The sequence below is a fragment of the Pseudomonas sp. GW821-FHT01E10 genome (assembly GCF_059422365.1).
The window spans coordinates 120,787-141,930 of the sequence record NZ_JBWKWT010000009.1 but is presented as its reverse complement, the minus strand read 5'-3'; the positions used below and the strand labels follow the sequence as shown (position 1 = coordinate 141,930).

Here is a 21,144-nt window from a genome sequence, read left to right as displayed (position 1 = left end):
TTGGCCACAATCCTCGAGCCCGGGCAAATAGAAGCGGCGGCGAGTTCACCGCCGTTTTTGTACCTGCCGCCGAACAACCTGTTCACCCTGCGCGCGTTGCGCCTGGAACGTTTGGCTGACGGCCATCCCATGGCGGACTATCTGCGTTTGATCGCGGGGTTGTGTCATGTCCAGCAGCAGCTGATGGATGATCCGCTCGTGGCGACCATGCCCGACCCCGAACGCCTGCGGTTGTGCGTAGAACATGGCTTACCGCCGTTCGCCGCCGACAGTCTGGTGCGCGAAAACGTTTGGCTGCCATACCTCGAGGCCTTGTTGCAGCGCTATCAGCCATTGCCACACTCGGCGGTAGAAAACGCCGTGGCGACGTTGCGCAGTGCGAACCCTGGGCTGCTCAAGGCGTGGGCGATTGCCCTGGTCAGCGGCCAGTACTCGATGCTGCCGGCAGCGCTGGTGCCGTTTCTCGGTGCCGCGCTGCAAGCGGCCTGGAGTTATTGGCTGCTGAACACGCCCAACCTTGAACTCCATCTACAGCAACAGCATGGCGACAGCCTCAGCCAATGCCCGGCCTGCGGTTCGCCGGCGATGGCCGGGGTGATTCGTCATCGCGGCAAATACAACGGCTTGCGTTATCTGGTGTGCTCGCTGTGTGCCTGCGAATGGCATGTGGTGCGGGTCAAATGTGTGTATTGCGAACAGAGCAAGGGGCTTGAATACGTCAGCTTCGAGGATGATCGCCACGCCGCCAATCAGGCACCGCTGCGGGCGGAGGTCTGTCCCGGCTGCAACAGCTACCTGAAACTGATCTACCTGGAAAACGACGCCGAAGCCGAAGCCCTGTCGGCGGACCTGTCCAGCCTGATGCTGGACATGCGCCTGGAGCAGGAAGGCTATCAGCGGCCAGCGCCCAATCTGCTGCTGGCGCCCGGAGGCGACTGAGCTTATCGATCCCAGAGGCTACACTCAGACGCGACGGTCACTCGCTTCCGGGAGCCTCTGATGCCCGCAACCCTCGCCGGCAAAACCTTGCGGCTGCCTTCCATCGACAGCCTGCTACGCCATCCCGCCTGCCAACCGTTGGCCGAGCGTTACGGACACGACGCACTGCTGGCCGGCCTGCGGCAATTGCTCGATGACTTGCGCGAGCCGGTGCACAACGGTGAACTCGCTGCCATTGAAATCGCCCCCGACGTATTAGCGGGGAGGGCAGGTGAGCGTCTGGCAATTCAGCATCGCAGCCAGATCCGCCGGGTGTTCAACCTCACCGGCACGGTGCTGCACACCAACCTCGGTCGCGCGTTGTTGCCGGAACAAGCCATTGAAGCGGTGCAACGGGCTGCGCGCTATCCGCTCAATCTGGAATTCGACCTGCACAGCGGCAAGCGCGGCGACCGGGACGATTTGATCGAAGGCTTGATCCGCGAACTGACCGGCGCCGAAGCGGTGACGGTGGTCAATAACAATGCCGCCGCTGTGTTGCTGACGCTCAACAGCCTGGGTGCACGCAAGGAAGGGATCATCTCCCGAGGTGAGCTGATCGAAATCGGCGGCGCGTTTCGCATTCCCGACATCATGGCCCGCGCCGGGGTCAAGCTGCACGAAGTGGGCACCACCAACCGCACCCATGCCCGCGATTACGAGGCCGCCATCGGCCCGCGCAGTGGTCTACTGATGCGCGTACACGCGAGCAATTACAGCATCGAAGGCTTCACCGCGAGAGTGCCGACGGCGGAATTGGCGCAGCTGGCTCACCGCCACGGACTGCCCTTGCTCGAAGACCTCGGCAGCGGCAGCCTGCTGGACCTGACTCGCTGGGGTTTACCCGCCGAACCGACGGTGCGCCAGGCGTTGCTCGACGGTGCGGACATCGTCACCTTCAGCGGCGACAAACTGCTTGGCGGGCCTCAGGCCGGATTGATCGTCGGCCGCAAAGACCTGATCGCCAGGATCAAGAAGAATCCGCTCAAGCGTGCCTTGCGGGTCGACAAACTGACCCTGGCCGCCCTCGAAGCCGTATTGGCGCTGTACCGCGATCCCGATCGTCTGGCCGAACGACTGCCGAGTCTGCGTCTATTGACCCGGCCCCAAGCCGACATCCTCGCCCAGGCCGAACGCCTGCAACCGTCATTGGCGCAGGTGCTGGGCGATGGCTGGAGCGTCAGCGCGATTCCGGCGTTAGGCATGATCGGCAGCGGCAGCCAACCCGTGGCCCGATTGCCCAGCGCCGCGTTATGCCTGCGGCCCAACGTTTCGAAACGCCTGCGTGGGCGACGATTACTAGGGCTGGAGGCAGCGTTGCGGCAACTGCCCATTCCGGTGCTCGGGCGTATCGACGATGACGCCTTGTGGCTCGACGTGCGCCAACTAGATGACGAAGCGGCATGGCTGGCGCAGCTCAATCAGCTGGTGCGATTCGATCAACTGCAGGAGGAGGGCCGGGACGGGTGATTGTCGGCACGGCGGGGCATATCGATCACGGCAAGACTTCCTTGCTCCAGGCACTGACCGGGCAGGCCGGTGATCGTCGCCGCGAAGAACGCGAACGCGGCATGACCATCGACCTGGGCTATTTCTATGCGGCGCTGGAACCGGGCGCCGCCCTGACCGGTTTTATCGACGTGCCCGGCCATGAGCGCTTCACCCACAACATGCTGGCTGGTGCTCAGGGGATTGATCTGGTGTTGCTGGTGGTAGCGGCCGATGACGGCGTCATGCCGCAAACCCGTGAACATTTGGCGATTGTCGAGTTGCTGGGCATCCCTCGGGCACTGATTGCAATCAGCAAGTGCGACCGGGTTGCCTCGGCTCGGGTGCAGGCTGTTCGTGAGCAGATCGATGCATTACTGGCGCCCGGCCCGTATGCCGGCGCGCCGCAAATCCCGCTGTCGAGTGTCACTGGCGAGGGCATCGAGACACTGCGCCAAGCCTTGCTGGATGCACAGCATGAGGTTGTTCAACGCACCACCGGCGGCGGTTTTCGTCTGGCGATTGATCGGGCCTTCAGCGTGGCCGGCGCAGGCATCGTGGTGACCGGTACGGCGTTGTCCGGCCAAGTGGCGGTGGGCGATACGCTGATGTTGAGCCCGCAGGGCAAACTGGTGCGAGTACGTGGCCTGCATGCGCAAAACCAGGCCGCTGACAACGCAATGGCCGGGCAGCGCGTCGCGCTGAACCTGAGTGCCGAGCGTCTGGCCCTGGAGCAGATCCACCGTGGCCACTGGCTGGTGGCCGAATGGCTGCATGCGCCGACCCAGCGTCTGGATATCCAGTTGAGGGTGTTGACCAGCGAATCGCGAAGCTTTGAACACTTTCAACCGGTGCATGTGCATCTTGGAACTCAGGACGTGACGGGGCGGGTGGCCTTGCTGGAAGGCGCAAGCCTGGCACCGGGCGGGCAGATGTTCGCGCAACTGCTGGTCAATGCGCCGGTGTTGGTAGTGAAGGGCGACCGCTTGATCCTGCGCGACCAAAGCGCCCAACGCACCCTTGGCGGTGGCCAAGTGCTGGACCCGTTCGCCCCGGCCCGACATCGTCGCAGCCCTGAGCGATTGGCGCAGCTACAAGCGCTGTCCGCCACCAATAGTCTGGAAGCGGCACTGCCGGCACTGCTGGCCAACAGCGACACCGGGCTCGATCCGCTGCGCCTGGAGCGTCAGTTCAACCGTTCGCGCGAGACTTGGGAATTGCCCGATGACGTGCGTCTCATCGATACGCGGCAGGGGCCATTGTTGTTCAGCGCGGTGCGTTGGGAAGCCCAGAAAACGCCGCTGCTGGAACACCTCGCACGCTTTCATCAACTCGAACCGGACCAGATGGGACCGGACCGGGATCGCCTGCGTCGCTTCGCCGGCAGCGTGCTGGAACGGTCGACCTTTATCAGCCTGCTCGACGAATTACTGGCCAGTGGTGCAATGACGGCCTGCGGCCCGTGGCTGCATTTACCCGATCACCAGGTGCGCTTGAGCGAGGACGACGAAAGCCTCTGGCAACAATTGCAGCCATTGTTCGAACAGGCGGGTTTCGATCCGCCGTGGGTGCGTGATCTGGCCAAAGCCACTGGCCATGACGAGGCTGCCGTGCGCCTGCTGCTGCGCAAGATGGCCCGGTTGGGACTGCTGCATCAAATCGTTCGTGACCTGTTTTACACCGACACGCTGCTGCGCCGATTGGCGGCTATGCTGGTGCAACTGGCCAGCGATAACCCGGTGATCCAGGTCGTCGGGTTTCGCGATGCCGTGGGCCTGGGGCGCAAGCGCAGTATTCAGATTCTTGAATACTTCGACCGGCTCGGCCTGACCCGCCGCTTTGGCGATCGACGCCATATCCGGCTCGACAATGCACTGGCCCAACAAGCCGCAGTCTGACTTCAAGGAAGGCAATCGCGCCCGGTGGCGCGGCCGGGCTTCAAACCCGGTTGGGGACGGCATCCGTTCCCGGGCAGGTTCGACTCCGGCTGCCTTCCGCCATTTCCATGGTGATCTCGATCACAGGTGCCCGAAGGTCAGCGGGTACTGGATGACGACGTAAACCCTGTCGATGTCATCGCCCGCCTGAGCGGTGTTGGCCCGATGAGACACATGGGACAGTTGCAGTGACAACCCCTTGGCGGAGCCTGACTGCACGATGTAGCGCAGGTCGATGTCGCGCTCCCAATGCCGCCCGCCATCGCCCTGTTGAGGTACGTACTCGCCGATGGTCGGGTCGAACGGGTTGTAGGCCCCACCCTTGGGCGCACGGGTGCCGTCGATGTCGCTGCCCCGGACATAACGCGTCATGAAACTCAGGCCGGGGATGCCATAAGCACCGAGGTCGAGGTCGTAGCGTGCCTGCCAGGAGCGTTCATGGGCGCCGTTGAAGTCGGCGTACTTGATCGAGTTGGCCAGGTAAATCGAGTCGCCACCGACGAAGTCGAACGGTGTGTCGCCATTGATGCGTTGCCAGGCCAGGGTAAAGGCATGGGCATCAAGGGTGTATTTGCCCGAGAGGCTGTAGGCGGTGTTGTCGATGGCACCGGCCAGTGCCTTGCCGGTGTCCTGCGTGCGGTACAGGTTGGCGTCGAGGAACACGGCGGACTGTTTCAGGTGCAGGTTGGCGTAATACTGGCGCCAGGTGTCGCTCAGCTCGGAGGCGTACAACGCGCCGCCGACAGGACTGTTTGTGAACAGGTCGGTGCCCAGAAACGTGATGCCACCGGCTTCGGTGTTGGCGCCGTAGCCGTAAAAGTTGCCCTTGCTTGTTGTGTTGTCCTGATTCTTGAACGCCGTGAAATGACCAGCCACCAGTTTCATGTTGTCGATTTCGTTGCTGTTCAACAGAAAGCCCGTGGCGTATTCCGGTTGCAGGCGTTTGTCGGAGGTGTCGAACACCGGGGTTTCCACGGTCATTTCACCGAAGGCCAGGGTGGTTCGGGAGGCCCTGATTTTCAGCGCGCCACCGGCACTGGAATAGTTGTCTTCGCTGCGACCGTCACTGTCCAGCGGCAGTAACCCGGTTCCCGAATGCCCTTTGCCGCCGTCGAGCTTCAGCCCCATAAACGCGTGGCTGTCGACGCCGAAACCCAGCGTGCCGGGGGTGAATCCGGATTCAAATGAGCCAATAAAGCCTTGAGCCCACTCTTGTTTGTAGTTCTTGCCCGAAGGCTGGGGTGAGCGGTAGTCGCTGTTGAGGAAGAAATTTCGACTGAGCACCTCAAGCTTCCCGCCCTCGAGAAATCCTTGCGCGGAATCCGGTGTCTCATCCGCCAGGGCTGTTCCGGCAAAAAACACGCAGAGCCAGAAGGACGCCCTGGGTACGTCCTTCCGCCCGGAAATGCGCGGGAGGGTTTGTAAAGAAAACATGATTGATCTCCCGCCTGAAACAGCGACTCCGAAGAGTCGCTATTTATTCTCAATGGCCTTCAGAGGCATGGAACATGGTCTTGGCGTAGATCAGGCCCAGACCATAGGCACCACCGTTGGCGATGGAGGTTTTCACCGTCTCGTCGTAAGTCTCGGTGCGTGCCCAGTCGCGCTGCAGTTCAAGCAGGTATTGCAGCGAAGTCATTGGGCGGGCACCGAGCTGGATCATGCGTTGCACGGCCATTTCATGGGCTTCGATGGAGACATCGCCACAGGCATCGGCGATGAAGTACACCTCGAAGCCTTGGTCGAGGGCCGACAGTGCCGGGCCAACGATGCACACGGAGGTCCACAGGCCGGCCAGGACGATTTTTTGTTTGCCGATGGCGTTGACTTCAACGGCAATGCGCTCGTCTTCCCAGGTGTTCATGCTGGTACGGTCGATCACTTTGTGTTCCGGGAACACCGATTTGATTTCGTCGAAGATCGGGCCGGAGAAGCTTTTCTCGGCAACGGTGGTGAGGATGGTCGACACCTTGAAGCCCCGGGCTGCCTTGGCCACCAGTGCGGCGTTATTGCGCAGGGTGACGGCATCGATCGACTTGGTCGCAAAGGACATTTGCGACTGGTGATCGATCATGATCAGGGTGTGGTCGGTTGGGGTCAGCAGGGTTTTGCCCGGTACAGCTTTTGCGATGGCCATGGTGATGTCCTTGCAAGTGGATTGAGGGTTGGTTCACAAGGCCTATGGTTGCGCAGATTTCGACGCAGTTATTGAGTCGATGTGCTGTTTTTGCTTCAAGGCGCATCGGCACAAAGGTGGGGCGGCGGAGCATACAAAGGAACGCCTCAATGGACGCTCCGCGTTCGGCCCCGAAACCTCAAAGGCATTTCTGATTGCGACCTGACCCGCGTCACCCGGGCGGTGCATCTACTGACGCGCGAAGGCTGTGCCGTGCTGGATGTGATTCAGGCTCGGGCGTTGCAGCGGGAGGAGGGAGGGGTTCAAGGCCGCTGTTTAGCGGTGTAGCAAGGGACGCGATCGCGAGCAGGCTCGCTCCCACGAGTGATCGCTGGCGTGTACAAATAATGTGCTCACAGAAAATCCAGTGTGGGAGCGGGCTTGCTCGCGAAGAGGCCGGCACATCCAGCATTGCAACTGCCTGACACCCCTCGCCAGGTCAGAGCCGGAACGCTTGTCGTCCTACCAGTAACCATTTGCCTTGCTGTTTTTGCCAGATCTGAAAGTTCTCGATTTCCGTGGGAACAATCTCGGTACCCTTGATGACCTGCGCCGAAAAATGATGGCGGACCAACGCCACATCACCCGATACGGTAATTTTCTGGTTCTGCATCTCCAGCGTCTTGAAAGCGCTTTTTCCGCTTTAAATGTCGGCGATGAACTCTTTCTTGTCCTGGACTTTCCCGCTGGAATGCCCGTAGGTCAGGTTTTCAGCGGTGAGCGCATTCAGTTGTGGGACGTTTTTGGTCAGCATCGCTTGAGTCAGATGGTCTACCGCAGTGGCAACATCCTTCTCGCTCGATGCGGGGGAGGCCGCCACGTAGCCACTGAACAGGCATAGAAAACCGATAATCAGTTTCACTTTTTTCATGGGTAATTCCTTGTTGTTATAGGTGCGAGGACGACAGATGGATTACGTCAACTCATCTGTCATCGTACAACATATCAGGTTTTTACCAATTGACGCAGATATGGCTTGCCGACCTGGAAACATTCCCGGCGCAGGGCTGACCTATCCATATGCATCAGCAATGCTGGCCAAAAGCCTTCTATAATGCGCAGCCTTTGACGCCAGTGTACTCAACAGCCCGGTATTTCCTTGAAACGCGATCTTCGACTTGCCACTTTTCTGATCTTTCTGGTGTGTGTCTCCGTGGTGCTGCTGACGGCCTGGCAGACATGGACAGCCCGACAGAACACCTTGAGCGACATCAATACCGATACATTGAACCTGACTCACGCGCTCAACACTTACACCGAGGGCACCTTCAAGCAAAGTGAAGTGCTGTTGCTGGGCCTGACAGAAAGGATCGAGAAAGACGGCACCGGTCCGGAGCAACTCGAACGGCTGAGCAAGTTGGTTGCCCAGCAGATGGATGCGCTCCCGCAATTAAATAGTGTGGTGCTGTATGACGCCCAGGGGGACTGGCTATTCTCGACCAACATGCTGATCTCATCCAATAGCAACAACGCAGATCGGGCGTTCTTCAAGCATCACCGAGATGTCGCGGATCGCGGTATCTATATCGGCCCGGCGATTCTCAGCCGGGCCACGTGCGCCTGGGTGATTTCGGTCAGCCGACGCATCGATCACCCTGATGGAAGTTTTGCCGGGGTAATCGCCGCGACCATCAGCCTTGAACACTTCCTCAAACTTTATCGAAGCATCCATGTGGGGCAATTCGGCGCGATCAGCCTGACCTCATCCGAAGGGCGCCTGCTGGTGAGGTTTCCCTTTCAAGTGGAAGACATCGGCCGTGATCTGTCGCGCGCACCGATATTCTCCGAATACTTGCGCAACAGCTCATCGGGCACCGTGGATTTTGCGTCGAATGTCGATGGCATCCATCGCCTCTACGCGTTCAAGAGAAACGATCAATATCCTGTCGTCACGACGGTTGCGGTGGGGCAGGCCGAGGCAATGCAAGCGTGGCTCAGTCAGACAAAGCAATCTGTCGCTGTGGTGCTGCTGTTGCTGGGCCTCCTGGTTGCACTGGGACGCCGGCTGATTTCCCACATCAGCCGGCGTATTCGGGCGGAGGAAAAGTTGCTCGCCACTCAAACCGCACTGATCGAGCTTAACCAGACGCTGGAAGTTCTCGCCAGCGAGGACAAACTCACCGGCCTCGCCAACCGCCGGCATTTCGATCAGTTCCTGGATGTCGAACTCAAACGCGCCAAGCGACTCGCAAGCCCGTTGTCACTGATTCTGATCGATGTGGACTTTTTCAAACGCTACAACGATCACTACGGCCATCTCGCTGGAGACGAATGTCTACGGATCATTGGTCAGGCGATCAAGCACTGTGTACGTCGCCCGGGAGACATGGCGGCTCGTTATGGCGGGGAAGAAATCGCCGTGGTGATGCCCAATACGGACGAATCAGGAGCGCGCAAGGTTGCCGAGGCGATCCTGTCGGGGATTGCGGCCGAGCAGCTTGCGCATTTGTCGAGCCCGTTAGGTATCGTGACCGTCAGCCTGGGGGTGGCAACTTATGTCGCCGACGGCAGCGACACTGATGAAAAGGCACTGATCGGTCGTGCAGACCGCGCACTTTATGCGGCAAAGTCGCAGGGGAGAAATCAGCTGAGCGTCGCGTGATCAAGCAGGCACTTGGAGGAAAGAGCGAACTATCGGCACGCGGCGCAACTATCGGTTCAAGTGATAGTGACAATCAAGAAACGCAAGTTCTGCTGGATCGGGTAAAGGCGGAAAATCGCCTCCGTCGAAGACGCAGCTCAAGGAATTTGCGCGATGAAGACATTGATCCGACTGGCAATTGTCGCCCTGTTGATGGGCGGGGTTGTTACTGCTGCAACCGCCTACGCAGACGACGCCCAGTCGTGCCATTTTCTGCCCATCGCCGGCGCCAGTACCGGATTGCAGCATTCGCAAACCGTCGGTGTTCTGTACAGCGAAAACACCCTGGATAACCTGCAATACCTCGAGCGTTACCACGATGTGGCGGTGAACGGCGCGCGCGATGCGCTGGATGCGCGGATTCGCGACGCGTTCATCAACAGCTCCGACCCAGAGTTGGCAATCGACTGGCTGATGAGTTCGTTACAGCAGCAGTTCCTGTCGGTGACCGTCTACAACAACCTCGATGCGTTGTTGCAGGCCCATCCGGATGTGGTGGTGATGCTCGATACGCATAACCGTCTGCTGACCCAACGCAACAGTCAGGTCGAAGCGCGTTTCGCCGCACGGTTCTACGACGCCAACCTGCAATACATCGGCAAGGCCGAAGGCGCTGTCGAGAAACAAATGCCTTCGGTCTGGGTACACCGTAAAGCGGCAGCCGAGATTGCCGCCCAGATTGATCAACAACGCGACCTGCAACTCAGCGCCTTGAAGCAGTTCGATGACTCGCTCAAAACCCTGGTGACTGCTGGCTGAACACCCGGACCATAACCGCAACGACAGTGACCCGTTGCGCAACGAAACAGATTTTTTACTTCAGGACTGCACCGATGCGCCCTTTATTTGTTCCTGCCATGGCTTTCGCCACCTTGCTGCTGGCCGGTTGTGCCACTGCGCCGAACGACCCGACGCAGATCCTGCAGACGAAAAAAACGCCTGCCGAGTACGCCGATTGCGTGGTGCCGAAGTTGCAGGGCAGCGCACTGAACCCGACGGTCTCGCAAACCCAGCGCAGCTACCGGATCGTGGTGCCAAGCAAAGTCGCCGCGGACAACGTTCTGGAAGCCTACAAAGCGCCGAACGGCGGCAAGGTGTTTTTGTATGAGCGCCACTTGCTGGCGTCGAACTTCATGCCTTCGAGTTTTGAACGTGCCGCGCAGGATTGCCTGTAACCCGTAACAGCTTTGAAAAATGCTCCTTTGGTTGGCCGCAACCAACCAATTTTTTGCCCCGTACCTTATGTGGTTTCGGGGCTTTTTTTTGCGTGCAGGTTTTGGGGCTGGGAGCAGGGCGCCGGTACTTGCGCCAGAGACATCAACCGACCGGCTCGGCCTTGCAACTCATTGGCCCTGAGCCTGGCTTCTGGAATAGCACCACGTCGCCGTCTTGCCAGAAACTGTAATTCCCTTGGGAGTCCTTGCCTGTGTATCGGGTTCCCGAATCACTCGGCTCCTGGTTCAGGACGATCGAGGTGTTCGCCCATTTCAGGTACACGACACCAGGCTGCGTGGTGAAGAAGGTGGCGGCAACCAGCGGGGCAAGCCCTGTACAACGAAAAGCCAGGGGCCCCTCGGTAAGTCTGTATGGGTCCTTGGTTCTCACGATGGCCGAGCCTTGACGCAACTGGTACGCGCGCTCGGCATAACTGCGTACTGTGCACGCCTTGGGTACAGGTGTGGAGGCGCACTGATTGCGGGCATCGATCCAGAACTGCTGGTCGATCATGATTTTGTCCGGACGCGGCACTGAATGTTCATCCGTGAGCGCCAGGCGATAAAGACGCGTCAGTTCGATATCCATCTGCGCCAGCTGCGGATCGCGACAGATCAGCTTTTCGACGGACGCCTTTGCCTCGGCACAGTCGAAGCTGGTCTTGAAGGTTGGTGCTGCATTAACACAAGTGCTCGCCGCCGCGCATACGCTGGCAGCGAGTAGACAGGTGAAAAGGGCCGTGACCGTTTTCATGTTGGCTTCACCCAGATCATTACGTGATGCCCGGATTGCCGTGGGATTGATCGATGCGTTGAATAGTTATTCGTTCGCATTGGTGTATCGCAGTGTAAGTCAGTGCTCAGAACTTGCCATACCGCTCGGCGGCGGTGGGGTTGCAGGAGCGAGTTGGCCGCCACTGAAATTTGACGGCCTTCGCCTGCAGCTATTCGACCCGCAGGTGCCCCACAAATGCCACGTCACTCTAGAGGGCGCCCCCAAAGGCTCCAGGTAAAATCAGTTGTACTGACTTATCGATCCAGCTGCGGGTTTGGGCCTCCAGGTGTGGGTCAGCTGATAGGCAATTGCCAACCATATAAACCACCCCGGCATGACCATTAAAGCAATTCGGGTGTCAGGTCTTAATGCCAGCAAACAGAGAACAAAGCCCAGGAACGCCAAGGAGAACCAGGCCATCGGCACGCCGCCAGGCATCTTGTAGGCCGATTGCGCATGCAGGTCGGGCCGGCTTCTGCGATAGGCAATGTACGACGCGAGGATGGTCGACCAAGTGAAAATCACCAGGATCGCCGACACGGTCGAGACGATGGTGAACGCTGTCATGATTTCCGGAACGATGAACAGCAACAATACTCCCACCAGCATCAACAGTGTGGTGAACGCCAGGCTCAGCAGAGGCACGCTATTGCCCGACAAACGCCGAAAAATCCCTGGTGCATTGTCGTGACTGGCCAGCCCAAACAGCATGCGGCTGGATGAAAATACGCCACTGTTGGCCGATGAGGCGGCAGATGTCAGCACGACAAAGTTGACGATACCTGCTGCTGCGGGAAATCCCGCAACCAGAAACAGTTCGACGAAAGGACTCTTGTTGGGCGAAACCTGTTGCCAGGAGGTCACCGCAATAATGCAGGCCAGTGCCAGCACATAAAACAGGATGATTCTCAGCGGAATCGAGTTGATGGCTTTAGGTAGGGTCTTCTCGGGGGAGCGGGTTTCGGCTGCTGCTGTGCCGATCAGCTCGGTGCCGGCAAAGGAGAAGATGGCCATCTGGAAACCGGCAAAGAAACCGAACAGGCCGTTGGGGAAGGCTGCCTGTTTATCCAGCAGGTGGTTCAGGGAGGCAGTGACGCCATTGGGTGAGACGAAGGAGCTGGCAATCAGCACCATGCTGACGCCAATCAAGGTGACGACGGCTATGATCTTGATGATCGCGAACCAAAACTCCACTTCACCGAAAAGCCTGACCGTAAACACATTCAAGGCAAACAGCGTCATTAGCACGCCGATGGCCGGTATCCAGGCGGGTACATCAGGGAACCAGTATTGAAAGAAGCCGCCGACCACCACGGCATCACCCACTACCGCGACGCTCCAACTCAGCCAGTACGACCAACCGAGAAAAAATGCCGCTCGCGGGCCAAGGTAGGCACCGGCAAAATCCGCGAAGCTTTTGAAGTTTAAGTTGGAGAGCAACAGTTCGCCCATGGCGCGCATGACGAAGTAGACGAACAAGCCGATGATCATATAGATGAGGATGATCGACGTGCCGGAAAGGGCGATGATCTTCCCGGAGCCCATGAACAGCCCTGTACCAATGGCGCCTCCCATGGCCATTAACTGAATGTGACGATTGCTGAGGGTGCGCTGCAGCGCGGGCTGTTCAGGCAGCCCGGACGGAGTCGTTTTCATTACAAAACCTCTTGATTTTATGTTTTTGAGTTTTGGCAGAAAGTGGGTGTCTAGCGTTCTTGTTAGAGATGCAACGGCTACTGACGGTGGTGGTTTGCGTGTGGCAGGGTTTCTCGTCCGGTCACACGGTGAGTAGCCCCTTGGCACTTTGCTCAGGAGGCCTCACCTATGGCGATCAGCTGACTGTGCGCAGGCGCGAGGGAACTGCTGGCTGCTGATCAAGCAGTTGATAGAGGTTTTTTATGTTGGCAGGCGTCGGCACCAGATGGATGCGCTCACCGATGGCATGCTCCCGCGCAAGGTCGTGCACGTAGCGCAGTGACGAAAAGTCTTCGAGTGCAAAACCCACGGAATCGAAAACCGTGACCTGGGCGTCGTTCTCACGGCCCGCGACTTCACCTTGAACAATCCGGAGGAATTCGACGACGGGAAAGTCGGCCTCCAGTTGTTGAATATCGCCTTCAATCCGGGTTTGAGGTTCAAACTCAACGATGACCCGGGCATTGCGCAGGATGTCGGCGTGCAGTTCGGTTTTCCCAGGGCAATCACCGCCGACGGCATTGATATGCATGCCGGGCTCGATCATCTCGGGCGTCAGAATCGTTGCATAGGCCTTGTCTGCAGTGACCGTGGTGACGATGCGCGCACCCTTGACCGCGTCCTGTACCGAGTTGGCCAGAATCACCTCGATATCCGGGAATGCGGCTAGGTTGTGCTTCAACTTAAGTGAAGCGTCGCGATCGATATCGAAAATGCGGATTTCCTTGATGGACAGCATTTCGTAGAAGGCGATGGCTTGAAATTCGCTCTGGGCGCCATTGCCGATGATTGCCATGATGTTTGCATCAGGGCGCGCCAGGGACTTCGCGACCAGGGCGGAGGTCGCGGCTGTGCGCACGGCGGTGGTCAATGTCAGTTCGCTGAGCAAGGTTGGATAGCCACTGTGGACATCGGCCAGGACACCGAAGGCCATGACCGTCAGCAAATTGCTTTGACCGTTGTCCGGGTGACCATTCACGTATTTGAACGAGTACTGTTGACCATCGTCCGTCGGCATCAACTCGATCACACCATCGGCCGAATGATTGGCGGTGCGCGGCGACTTATCAAACTGCGCCCAGCGTGAGTAGTCAGCTTCGATGTAAGCCGCCATTTCGCGTATTGCCCGACGGATTCCCACCTTGGCGAACAGGCGTGCGGCATGATCGACGTCTATAAAAAGAGTCATGTTTTTATTCTCCGATTCAATAGTTGAAACGCTGCGATTCAGGGGATGACTCAGGTGCGTTTGCTTTCGTAACCGTGCAGCACGTTGACCGCATTGATCCCGATTTCATCGACCATGTAGCCGCCCTCCATCACGAACAGGGCGGGGCAGCCCACGCCCGCTATCAGCTCGCCGATGCCGATGAAATCGTCGCTTTCCAGCAGAAAGTGGCTGATGGGGTCGTCCTTGAATGTGTCGACGCCGAGTGAAATAACCAGCACTTCAGGGGCGAATTGCTGAAGTTTCTTGCAGGCGTGGAGCAGGGCGTTGCGATAGCTTTCCCAGGTGGTGTTCTTCGGCAACGGGTAGTTGAGGTTGTAACCTTCGCCGTGGCCGGCGCCGACTTCGTGGCTGTAGCCTGAGTAATACGGATAGGACACCGTCGGTTCGCCGTGCAGCGAGACAAACATGACGTCACTGCGCCCGTAGAAGATGTTCTGGGTGCCGTTGCCATGATGAAAGTCGACGTCCAGTACCGCGACACGTTTGGCGCCTTGGGTAATGGCGTGCTGTGCGGCAATGGCGGCGTTGTTGAGATAGCAATAGCCGCCCATGTATTCACGTGCTGCGTGATGGCCGGGCGGACGGCACAGGGCAAAAGCACTGTCGTGGCCTTCATCGATCAGCGCCAGCCCGGTCAGCGCGATATCGGCGCTGGTTTTTACCGCTTGCCATGTGGTGGCGGTAATCGGGGAGCCGGCGTCCATGGCGTAGAAACCCAACTTGCCGTCGATGTAAGCCGGCACATGCTCGTTAGCCAGATCGCGCACTGGCCATACCAGCGGCAAGGCATCGTGGGTGCGTCCGGTTGCGCTCCATTCAGACCAGGCCGATTCAAGAAAGGTTACGTAGCGCTCGCTGTGCGCGTTGACATAGCACGACCGGTCAAAGGCTCGCGGTTCGATGACCTGACCAAGCCCGACCTGCTTGACCCGATGATGGACGGTATCGGCCCGACTGGGCTGTTCGAAGGACGGCTTGAGTACGCCGTCTTTCAATTCGGTGCCGTGGTGCAAACGGTGGGAATCACTGAAAACTGTAAACATTGTGCGCATCCGTTGATGTGAGCCAGTACAAATATTTTGTTCTGGTACAGATGCGATTTCTTTGCTTTGTTTTCGGTGTTTGGTAGATATTACGGGAGGTTTTACTCAGGAATGGCGCAATGCAGAAAAAAACATCCAAGCGCATCAGTCTCGACGACACCGACCTGGCGATTCTCGCATTGCTGCAGGAGGATGCGAGTATCTCCAACGCCGAGCTCAGTGAGCGCCTGTCGTTAAGCCTTACGCCTTGCTGGCGGCGGCGTAAGAGAATGGAGGAGGCGGGAGTGATTAAGGGCTATCAGGCTAACCTTGATCGACGAATGCTGGGGCTGGACATCATGGCGTTCGTGCACATCCGTTTTTCCACCCACGCCGATCACGCCCCCGACGACTTCGAGGCGGTGATTGCGCAGTTGCCCGAAGTGTTGTCCTGCCACAAGATCACCGGGGATGCCGACTACGTGCTGCAAGTGTTGGCAGAGGATCTTGATAGCTACAGTGACTTTATCGAGCAGGTGCTCAGGCGCCAGGTGGGTATTGCCTCCATCCAGTCCAGCCTGGCATTACGCGAGGTCAAGACCAGTAGCCGTATTGCGATACCCAAATCGAGCAAGGACTGAAGGGCAGGGGTTGGATCACCTTTCCAAAACCTACCTTGACCGAGTTTTTTCTCGCTGGCGAAATTGACGCCTGCCCCCGTACCAGAATGCAAAATGCAGGAGCAGGCAAGCCCGCTCCTGCATTTTGACCTGTGGCTGTCCTCGATTTTTCGAGCACTGCAAATCCCTTTTGGGCGTAACTCAGGCTGTGAAATCGCTGGCGTGCAACTCCGTGACGCCCACCAGTGCGATTTCGAACTCGGGGGCGGCGTCGGCATCGACACTGCCATAGAGAATGCCATCGGCAAAGCGCAGTTGGCCGGTGGCGTCGGCAGGGTCGAAGGCGTTGGCGCCGATGAAGGTGAAGGCGTCGATAGCAGTGGTCAGCGGGTTGGCGTCCAGGCCGGAGAAGTCCAGATGATCACCCTCGGTGCTCTTGAAACCGTTGATCACATCGCGTAAAGCGCCGGCGCCCATGTCCGACAGCGCATCAAACACGTAGGTATCCGCGCCAGTGCCTCCGGTGAGGTTGTCGGTGCCGGCACCGCCGATCAGCCGGTCATTGCCCGAACCGCCCACCAACGTATCGTTGCCCGCACCACCGTTCAGAACGTTCGCGCCGCTGTTACCCGACAGAGTGTCGGCGTAGGCGCTTCCCGTGAGGTTTTCGAAGAGCTTCACGGTGTCGAGCCCGGAACCCACGGTGTTTTGCTGCGCTGACGTCGAGAGGTTGACGGTAACGCCAGACGCGGCGCGTTCAAAAGACACCGTGTCATTGCCCTCGCGTCCGTCCAGCACGTTGTTGCCGGCTCCGGCGAACAGCGTGTTGTCCAACGCGTTGCCCGTGCCATTGGCGGCGCCAGTGCTATCGATATACAGATGCTCGACGTTGTTGCCGAGGGTATAGGCCGCCAGGCTGCTGTGCACGCTGTCGATCCCTCCGGACGCCGCACTGCTGTTGGTCTCGATCACGGCGTCGTCAGCGTTGTCGACATAGTAGGTGTCGTTGCCATCGCCGCCGCTCATGCTGTCGGCCCCTGCGGCACCATCGAGCACATTATTGCCGGCATTGCCGGTGATGAAGTTGTGCTGCTCATTGCCGGTGCCGTTGATGCCCGACACGCCGGTGAGCACCAGGTTCTCGAGATTGGCGCCCAGGGTCCAGCTGACCGAGGCCTGTACCGTATCGATCTGCGAGGTCGAGGTGTTGGTTTCCACCACGCGGTCGAGCACGTTGTTGACCACATAAATGTCGTTACCATCGCCACCGGTCATGGTGTCGGCGCCCAGGCCGCCATCCAGTGTGTCGTTGCCCGAGCTGCCCACCAGGGTATCCGCCTGGTCGGTACCGGAAATCATCGTCCGGTTGTTGTCGAAAATGTCCTGCACGCTGTTGTTGTCGTTGGGGTTGCCCTGGAAGCCAAGGTCATTGGCGATGTAGTCGGCCAGGCGCTGGCCGACGATTTCCGCCGATTCCTCGTGCAGGTGCCAGACGTCGTCGGGATACGTCAGCGGATCGACTTCGTGTCGCAAGGGGAGGTCGTTGTAGTCCACCGCCAGCTTGACGTCGGCGCGCTCGGCGGCAATGGCTTCCTGGGCGGCGTGAACATAGCCAACCCCCTCGACGATGGAGGCGATCTTCTCTTCCGAATAGCCACGGGCGCGCGCCGCGTCCTGCTCGTAGTGACCGGTTTCCATCATGTACACGTCGAAGTTGCCGAACTGGGCATGCAGGTAGTCAAACACCTTTAGGGTCGCATCCTTGTAGGCCGCTGCTGCCGCTGCTTTGTCCGTGGCTTGGGCGATCTCCTGAGCGGCTTCCTCACCCTGGCCCCAAATGATGCCCATGGTGACGTTATTGATCGATTGCAGTTCGGAGCGCTGTTCGCTCAGCAGCGTCACGGCGCGCAACAGCGCAGCCCCGGGTTGGTTGGTGTCGGTCAGCCACCAGCACAACTTGAGTTCCTCGGCGCTGAGCGTCGACAGGCCGGTGACCGTGCTGCCGCCCACCGCGATGTCGATGCCGTTGCCATCGGCATCGGTGAACTGGCTGCGCACGTCATAGGGGGTGTAGCGGTCCAGGTCGTTGACCAGCATCGAGGTGCCGGACTGATTGTCGTCCTCCGTCATGCGCAGCAGGCGCGCATTGGATTGGCCGAGGGTGGGCAGGTAGAGGATGTCCTGCTGGGCGTGCTGGCCAAACACGAAGTCACTGGCGGTCAGGGTGTTGAGGTAGTTGCCGCTGAGGGCGATTTCAAAACGATTACCATCGGCATCCGCTTCGGCGGACTTGATGTAGGTCTTGTCGCCCGCCGCGTTGAGGGTGATGTACAACGTGCCATTGTGGCCATCGCCAAGGCCGACAAAGCCCAGGCCTGACACATCGATTTTGTCGACGCCCGCGGTGAAGTCATAGATCGTATCGGTGGCCGTGATACCACCCGTGTCGTAGTCGCGGTAGCTGTCGAGCAGGTTGGTATAGCGGAAGGTGTCGGCACCGTCGCCACCATACAGCGAGTCGCGTCCGGCACCGCCGTCGACGGTGTCGGCGCCAGCGCCGGCCTTGATCGTGTCGTTGCCACCGAGGCCGAGGATCAGGTCTGCACCCGCCGTGCCGTTGAGGGTTTCGGCATTGTTGGTGCCGGTGACAGTGTTGGCCACTCCCAGGGCGAAGCTATCGCTGGCCGATGCACCGGCCGGGTCTGTGGCCTTGACCAGCACGTCGTAATTGCCGGACGCGGTGCTGGTCGGTGTGCCAGAGAAGGTCAGGTTGGTGGCATTGAAGCTCAGCCACGCGGGCAGGGCGCTGCCATCGGCGAGGGTGGCGGTGTAGCTGAGGTTGTCATTGTCCGCATCGGTGAAGCTGGTGGCTGGCACCACGTAGCTGAACGGGGCGTTTTCGGTTGCGTTCTGATCCAGCAGCGGCGTGGCCAGAACCGGTGCGTGGTTGGTCGGTGACGACGTGGCGAAGACGAAGTTGGCGCTGGTCAGCTTGTCGAGGTAGTTACCGTTCAGTGCCACTTCGAAGCGGTTGCCATCGGCGTCGGCTGTCAGGGACTTGATGTAAGTCTTGGTGCCGGCACTGTTGAGCACCACGTACACGGTGTTGTTCTTGCCATCCCCCAGGCCGGTGAAACCCATGGCCGAGAGGTCGATCTTGTCGGCGGTGATATCAAAATCGGTGATCAGGTCGGCGAGGTTGGCACCACCGGTGTTGTAATTGCGATAACTGTCCAGGCGATTGGAAAACACAAAGGTGTCCGCTCCGGCGCCACCGGTGAGGGTGTCCATACCGGCACCGCCGTCGAGTTTGTCGTCACCCGCGCCGCCACTGAGACTATCGTTGCCCGCCAGGCCGAGCAGGGTGTCGGCCGAATCACTGCCCAGCAGCGAGTCGTTGCCGCTGGTGCCGGTGAGCACACGATTGAAGATGAAATTGCTGGCGGTCAGAGTGCTGGCGAGGTTGCCCGAGAGTATCAATTCGAAGCGATTGCCACTGGCGTCGGCATCGTAGTCCTTGATGTAGGTGCGGTTAGTGCTGGCGCTGTAGCTGACTTGCAGGGTACTGCCATGGCCATTGCCCAGGCCGGTGAAACCGAGGCCGGCGAGGTCGATCTTGTCCTGGGTGACATCGAAGTCGGTGATGGTGTCATCGAAGCTCGCGGTTGCGTTGCGGTAGCTGTCGGACTGAGTGGTGAAACGGAACGTATCGGCGCCGGTACCGCCGGTGAGTTTGTCGATGCCTGCACCGCCTACCAGAATGTCGTCACCGGCCCCGCCATTGATGGTGTCGTTGCCAGCACCGCCATAGAAAATCTCGCTGCCGGCGCTGCCCAGCAGGGTGTCGTTGCCAGTTGTGCCTTGCACGGTGGTCATCGGGACCGTGTCGCTGACGTAACTGCCGTCGCCATAGACCAGCGTCGCACCGTTGCTGGTGTGGCTGATGGTGTTGCCGATGATGGCGTTGCGATCAGTGCCGTCTTCATTGCGTTCCGCAACGCCGTAGGTCGACAGGTTACTGCCGGTGATGATGTTGCTCTGGATGATGTTATCGCTGCCGTTGTAGTACTTGCCGGACACACCCAGGGTGTCGTTGTAGGACTGGATGATGATCTCCGGTACGGGGTTGCCCAGGGAATTGCTGTGGAGCGTGTTGTCGATAAGCTCGACGTGGTTGCTGCCGTAGATACGGACCCCGGCGCTGGTGTTGTCGTGAATGTCGACGCCGCTGACCGCCACTTCGCTGGACATTTTGATCAGCACCCCTTCGGCGCCGTTGCCATACACCTCGCCACCGGTAATGGTGATGTTGCTGGGGGAGGGGATGTTCTCGCTGCCGCGCTGCACCACGATGCCATTGCCGCCGTTGTTGTAGGCAACGTTATTGGTGAGTGTGAAGTCGTGGGTGCTGGTCACGACGTTGAAACCGTGCCGGTCGTTGTCGTAGGCGACGTTGTTTTCGAAGGTGCTGTTGCTCAGGAAGTCAGCTACGAAACCGTCCAGGCCGTTGCCGTGGGACACGCTGTTCTTGATGACCATGTTGACGGTCTGCTCGTGGGGGTCGAAACCGTACCCCGAGCAGTCCTTGATCTCGACGCTGTCGAGGGTGACGTTGGAGTCGTAGCCTGCTTGCCCGGGAATGTAGCCGTTGAACCAACCGTCGATCTTGCCCGTAGTGTTGTCACGGTTGCCGTCAATGGTGAGCTTGCTGACGCCGAAGTCGTGGGTTTCCTCGCCATAGGCGGAGCGGATGACTCCGGTGATCTTGGTGTCGGAGCCGTCAGCCACCTTGACGGTGGTAGCGCCCATGCCGTCGCCGTACAGGTAGACGTTGCTCTTGAGCATCAGGCAACCGTCGGAAGGTTCCACTCCTCCCGAAACGATATAGGTTCCGGTCGGCACGTAAACCTGCCCCCCGCCTGCGGCGGCCGCCGCATCAATTGCACGTTGTATCGCCGCTGTGTCGTCAGTGATGCCATCTCCTTTGGCGCCAAAATTTTGTACATTGAAAATCATGAGCTTATCTCCGTATCAGGCAAGAACCTCGGAAGATGCCAATATTCCATCGACAGCCACCGTGGTTTGACCCAGCGGAGTGCAAAAGTTATGACCACATATCGGGGATGTGTCAAAAAACCGGACTAACTGATTAGCGGTTGAGAAGGTGTTTCAAAAAAGTAACAGATTGTTGACGCTCACTCCGGTAGCGAGCGATGGCTCTGTGGGAGCGGTTTTTCATCATTGAGGTGTGTTACGAGGTGCTATCGATAGCCCGCAGGTGCGCTGCCGCAATGTTGTATGCGCGATGCTTGAGCTGGAGGTGTATGAGCGACATGGGTAATGAGGAGCGACCTCACTGGAACGTCG

Annotated in this window: 14 protein-coding genes, 1 tRNA gene and 1 pseudogene; 8 read left to right on the top strand and 8 right to left on the bottom strand. The window is 59.1% G+C overall.

Going from position 1 to position 21,144, the window contains the following annotated elements; all coding sequences use genetic code 11:
• The 4 genes from fdhE to AC07V0_RS17625 all read left to right on the top strand — a co-directional run bounded on the left by fdhE (nt 1) and on the right by AC07V0_RS17625 (nt 4,466).
• Nucleotides 1–939, top strand: a complete 939-nt coding sequence (gene fdhE / locus AC07V0_RS17640; RefSeq protein ID WP_495019757.1) for a formate dehydrogenase accessory protein FdhE — start codon at nt 1–3, stop codon at nt 937–939.
• 60 nt (nt 940–999) lie between these two features.
• Nucleotides 1,000–2,448 (top strand): L-seryl-tRNA(Sec) selenium transferase, encoded by a 1,449-nt coding sequence (selA, locus tag AC07V0_RS17635; RefSeq protein ID WP_495019756.1) that lies wholly within the window; start codon nt 1,000–1,002, stop codon nt 2,446–2,448.
• Nucleotides 2,445–4,364 carry a selenocysteine-specific translation elongation factor gene (selB, locus tag AC07V0_RS17630; RefSeq protein WP_495019755.1) on the top strand — a complete coding sequence of 640 codons (1,920 nt, stop codon included), beginning with the start codon at nt 2,445–2,447 and terminating at the stop codon, nt 4,362–4,364. The genes selA and selB overlap by 4 nt, the downstream gene beginning before the upstream one ends.
• Nucleotides 4,365–4,370: 6 nt before the next feature.
• Nucleotides 4,371–4,466, top strand: a tRNA-Sec gene (locus AC07V0_RS17625).
• Between the two features lie 18 nt (nt 4,467–4,484).
• Here AC07V0_RS17625 and AC07V0_RS17620 read toward each other — a convergent pair.
• The 3 genes and pseudogenes from AC07V0_RS17620 to AC07V0_RS17610 form a co-directional block, all read right to left on the bottom strand.
• Complete coding sequence (locus AC07V0_RS17620; RefSeq protein WP_155944796.1) at nt 4,485–5,837, bottom strand: OprD family porin; 1,353 nt, start codon at nt 5,835–5,837, stop codon at nt 4,485–4,487.
• A gap of 49 nt (nt 5,838–5,886) precedes the next feature.
• The gene (locus AC07V0_RS17615; RefSeq protein WP_253423344.1) at nt 5,887–6,540 is read right to left on the bottom strand and encodes a hydrolase; all 654 of its coding nucleotides are present in this window, start codon (nt 6,538–6,540) and stop codon (nt 5,887–5,889) included.
• 478 nt (nt 6,541–7,018) lie between these two features.
• Nucleotides 7,019–7,450 (bottom strand): annotated as a pseudogene (locus AC07V0_RS17610) (nuclear transport factor 2 family protein).
• 228 nt (nt 7,451–7,678) lie between these two features.
• Here AC07V0_RS17610 and AC07V0_RS17605 point away from each other — a divergent pair.
• The 3 genes from AC07V0_RS17605 (at nt 7,679) to AC07V0_RS17595 (ending at nt 10,395) form a co-directional block, all read left to right on the top strand.
• Entirely contained in the window at nt 7,679–9,181 is a 1,503-nt protein-coding gene (locus AC07V0_RS17605; protein WP_495019754.1) for a sensor domain-containing diguanylate cyclase, read from the top strand.
• Nucleotides 9,182–9,334: 153 nt separating this feature from the next.
• On the top strand, nt 9,335–9,979 hold the full coding sequence (locus tag AC07V0_RS17600; RefSeq protein WP_086944284.1) for an ATPase: 645 nt from the start codon (nt 9,335–9,337) through the stop codon (nt 9,977–9,979).
• Nucleotides 9,980–10,053: 74 nt separating this feature from the next.
• Nucleotides 10,054–10,395, top strand: coding sequence for a hypothetical protein (locus AC07V0_RS17595; protein WP_026286402.1), 342 nt, complete (start codon nt 10,054–10,056; stop codon nt 10,393–10,395).
• 142 nt (nt 10,396–10,537) lie between these two features.
• On the opposite strand, the gene AC07V0_RS17590 is transcribed toward AC07V0_RS17595, so the two are convergent.
• The 4 genes from AC07V0_RS17590 to AC07V0_RS17575 form a co-directional block, all read right to left on the bottom strand.
• Entirely contained in the window at nt 10,538–11,188 is a 651-nt protein-coding gene (locus AC07V0_RS17590; RefSeq protein WP_064617940.1) for an MliC family protein, read from the bottom strand.
• Between the two features lie 261 nt (nt 11,189–11,449).
• Complete coding sequence (locus AC07V0_RS17585) at nt 11,450–12,865, bottom strand: amino acid permease (RefSeq protein ID WP_495019801.1); 1,416 nt, start codon at nt 12,863–12,865, stop codon at nt 11,450–11,452.
• A gap of 175 nt (nt 12,866–13,040) precedes the next feature.
• The gene (gene ocd, locus AC07V0_RS17580; protein ID WP_495019753.1) at nt 13,041–14,093 is read right to left on the bottom strand and encodes an ornithine cyclodeaminase; all 1,053 of its coding nucleotides are present in this window, start codon (nt 14,091–14,093) and stop codon (nt 13,041–13,043) included.
• A 50-nt stretch (nt 14,094–14,143) separates the two neighbouring features.
• A complete protein-coding gene (locus AC07V0_RS17575) occupies nt 14,144–15,178 on the bottom strand; it encodes a histone deacetylase family protein (protein ID WP_064617936.1) in 1,035 nt (344 codons plus the stop codon).
• A 119-nt stretch (nt 15,179–15,297) separates the two neighbouring features.
• On the opposite strand from AC07V0_RS17575, the gene AC07V0_RS17570 reads away from it, so the two are divergent.
• Nucleotides 15,298–15,798, top strand: coding sequence for an Lrp/AsnC family transcriptional regulator (locus tag AC07V0_RS17570; protein ID WP_018925946.1), 501 nt, complete (start codon nt 15,298–15,300; stop codon nt 15,796–15,798).
• A 180-nt stretch (nt 15,799–15,978) separates the two neighbouring features.
• On the opposite strand, the gene AC07V0_RS17565 is transcribed toward AC07V0_RS17570, so the two are convergent.
• Nucleotides 15,979–20,793, bottom strand: coding sequence for a M10 family metallopeptidase C-terminal domain-containing protein (locus AC07V0_RS17565; RefSeq protein ID WP_495019752.1), 4,815 nt, complete (start codon nt 20,791–20,793; stop codon nt 15,979–15,981).
• Nucleotides 20,794–21,144 lie beyond the last annotated feature (351 nt).